The 2,825-nt window shown below is 63.3% G+C and carries 1 protein-coding gene; it reads right to left on the bottom strand.

From position 1 onward, the window contains the following. A partial coding sequence (gene polA, locus EOD15_RS32085) for a DNA polymerase I (RefSeq protein ID WP_185929134.1) occupies positions 1-2,703 on the bottom strand: 2,703 nt, incomplete at its 3' end. Positions 2,704-2,825 lie beyond the last annotated feature (122 nt).

The following is a 2,825-nucleotide window of genomic DNA, read 5'->3' as shown; positions in this document are numbered from 1 at the left end:
GCCTTGCAGGCGGGCGTTGATCGAGGCGCGCTCGTTGAACGCGCGGAGCGAGGGATTGGACGATCTTATGTCGGGGTAATGGATGCGGCGGCCGAAGATCGTTTCGACAAAGCCATGCTCGCGGGCATAGGCCTTGGTCTCCTCGATGTAATCGCGGATGCCGGGGAAGCGCTCGAAATATTTCTTGATGTAGTTGCCGGCCTCCTCGCGCGGGATCGACAGCTGATTGGCGAGACCGAAGGCCGAAATGCCGTAGATGATGCCGAAATTGATCGCCTTGGCGCGGCGGCGGACTTCCGAAGGCATGCCCTCGACCGGCACGTTGAACATCTCCGACGCGGTGATGGCGTGGATGTCGGCGCCGTCGGCGAAAGCCTGCCGCAATTGCGGGATTTCGGCGACATGGGCGAGCACCCGCAGCTCGATCTGGCTGTAGTCGGCAGAGACCAGGCGGTGGCTCTTGTCGGTGATGAAGGCGGTCCTGATCTTGCGGCCTTCGGCGGTGCGCACCGGGATGTTCTGCAGGTTCGGGTCGGAGGACGACAGGCGTCCCGTCGTCGTCGCGGCCAGCGCGTAGGACGTGTGGACGCGCTTGGTGTCGGGATGGATGAAGCCGGGCAGCGCATCGGTATAGGTCGATTTCAGCTTGGTCAGCTGGCGCCAGTCGACGATCTTGCGCGGCAGTTCGTGGCCTTCCGCGGCGAGATCTTCGAGAAGCTGCGCCGACGTCGACCACTGGCCGGTCTTGGTCTTGGAACCGCCGGGCAGGCCCATGCGCCCGAACAGGATGTCGCCGAGCTGCTTTGGCGAGCCGATGTTGATGCGTTCGCCGATGAGCTGGTAGATTTCCTCTTCAAGGCGAGCGGCGCCCTGCGCCAGTTCGCCTGAGAGCCGTGACAGGATCTGCCGGTCGACCGAGATGCCGCGCTGTTCCATGCGCGCCAGCACCGGCACCAGCGGCCGCTCCAGCCGCTCATAGACAGACACCAGGCCCTTGGCGGCAAGCCGCGGTTTCAGCACCAGCCAGAGCCGAAGCGTCACATCGGCGTCCTCAGCGGCATGAGCCGTCGCCTTGTCGATGTCGACCTGATCGAAACCGACGGAGCTTTTGCCCGAGCCGGTCACATCCTTGAGTTGGAGAGGGGTATGACCGAGCCACTTTTCGGCAAGCGCATCCATGCCATGACCATGGGGCGTGCCGGCATCGAGCACGTAGGAGATCAGCATGGTGTCGTCGAACGGCGCGACATCGATGCCGTAGCGGCTCATGATGACAAGATCGTATTTCAGATTCTGCGCCACCTTGAGAACCGATCGGTCTTCGAGCAGCGGTTTCAGCACGGCCAGCGCCTCGCGCAGCGGAATCTGGTTTTCGAGCGCGCCACCACCGAGCAGGTCGCCATTGCCGCTCATGTGGGCAAAAGGAATGTAGGCGGCGCGGCCGGGCGCTGTGGCGATGGCCATGCCGATGAGTTCGGCCTGCATCGGATCAGCCGATGTTGCCCGGACATCGAAGGCGGCGATGCCCGCCTCCCGTGCCTCGGCCACCCAGGCTTTCAGGGTCGAGACATCGCGGATGCAATGATAGGCAGAAATATCGATCTTGCCGGTGGCCGCGCGCTCCAGCCGCAGTGCCGCGAGCAGGGAAGGGGTATCGCCTTGTTTTGACGTCTCCGCCGTCCCCCCGGCTTGGTCCGGTTCAGTGCCGGACGCGTTTCGGGCAACCGGCGGCAACCCGGCCCCGACATCTGGGCCATGAGCATGATCGGCGCGTTCGACGGTGACCGCGACGGCCTGGACGTCGCCGGCCTCGGTGCTGGTCGCTTCCGCCACACGGCGGGTCAGTGACGTGAATTCCATGGTCTTCAAGAAACCGATCAGCTTCGGGCCGTCCGGCGCGTGCAGGACGAAATCCTCCAGTCCCTCGGTCACCGGCACATCGTTCATCAGCGTCACCAGCTGACGCGAAATGCGCGCCTTGTCGGCATTGGCGATGATCGATTCGCGCCTCTTGTCCTGCTTGATCTCGCCGGCCCGGGCCAGCAGCGTGTCGAGGTCACCGAACTGTTCGAGCAGTTGCGCCGCCGTCTTCGGCCCTATGCCGGGCACACCAGGCACATTGTCGACCGAATCGCCGGTCAGCGCCTGCAGGTCGACCATCTTCTCCGGCGGCACGCCCCATTTTTCTATGACTTCCGGAATGCCGATCTGGCGGTCCTTCATCGGGTCGTACATGGCGACCGTATCGCCAACCAACTGCATCAGGTCCTTGTCGGAGGAGATGATGGTGGTATCGCCGCCGGCTTCGCAGGCGAGCCTCGCATAGGTGGCGATCAGATCGTCGGCCTCGTAGCCTTCGATCTCGACGCAGGGCAGGTTGAACGCCCTGGTCGCCTGGCGGATCAGGCCGAATTGCGGGATCAGATCTTCCGGCGGTGCCGAGCGATTGGCCTTGTATTCGGGGTAGAGGTCGTTGCGGAAGGTCTTCGACGAATAATCGAAAATGACGGCGAAATGCGTCGGCACAATGCCTACATCGGTGTTGCGGGCGTCGAGCATCAGCTTCCACAGCATGTTGCAGAAGCCGGAAACGGCGCCGACCGGCAGGCCGTCGGATTTGCGGGTCAGCGGCGGCAGCGCGTGATAGGCACGGAAGATGTAGCCGGAGCCGTCGACAAGGAAGAGATGATCGCCTTTTTTCATGCCGGCAGGGATAGCGCGGCGCGGCGGCTTGGTCCATGCCAAAGGCAGCGTCGACTATCGGTTCCGGCAACACCCTGACAGATCGCCGTCACCCTGCTCACGCCTATGTTACAAAACTGTAA

The sequence above is a fragment of the Mesorhizobium sp. M7A.T.Ca.US.000.02.2.1 genome, from assembly GCF_003996995.1.
In the GTDB taxonomy this organism is placed as follows: Bacteria; Pseudomonadota; Alphaproteobacteria; order Rhizobiales; family Rhizobiaceae; genus Mesorhizobium.
This window is presented reverse-complemented; position numbering and strand designations above follow the sequence as displayed.